1 protein-coding gene is annotated in these 251 nt (G+C 39.4%); it reads right to left on the bottom strand.

All coding sequences use genetic code 11. The features are described from left to right. On the bottom strand, window positions 1-251 hold a 251-nt coding region (locus E1140_RS21070; RefSeq protein ID WP_185153296.1), incomplete at both ends, for a hypothetical protein.

Here is a 251-nt window from a genome sequence, read left to right as displayed (position 1 = left end):
AGAGCTTCATTTAAAGCGGCAAACCCAGAAGGGTTAGCGTCCATTGTCATATGATATGAGCCTTCGAAAGGGCTATTGTTACTCGTGATTATTGTTCTTGCAAATGAATTGCTAGGGATACACCATTCATTCCCAAAAGAACTTGACTCAAAATCTTCAGTATATGGAAACGCTGAAATATAATTTGGTGTGCAAGGGGTGGTGGCAGACACTGAAATATTATCAAAAGCGAAACCATCGCTAACTATAGA

Origin of the sequence: Fulvivirga lutimaris, from assembly GCF_009711525.1 — a bacterium.
In the GTDB taxonomy this organism is placed as follows: Bacteria; Bacteroidota; Bacteroidia; order Cytophagales; family Cyclobacteriaceae; genus Fulvivirga; species Fulvivirga lutimaris.
This window is presented reverse-complemented; position numbering and strand designations above follow the sequence as displayed.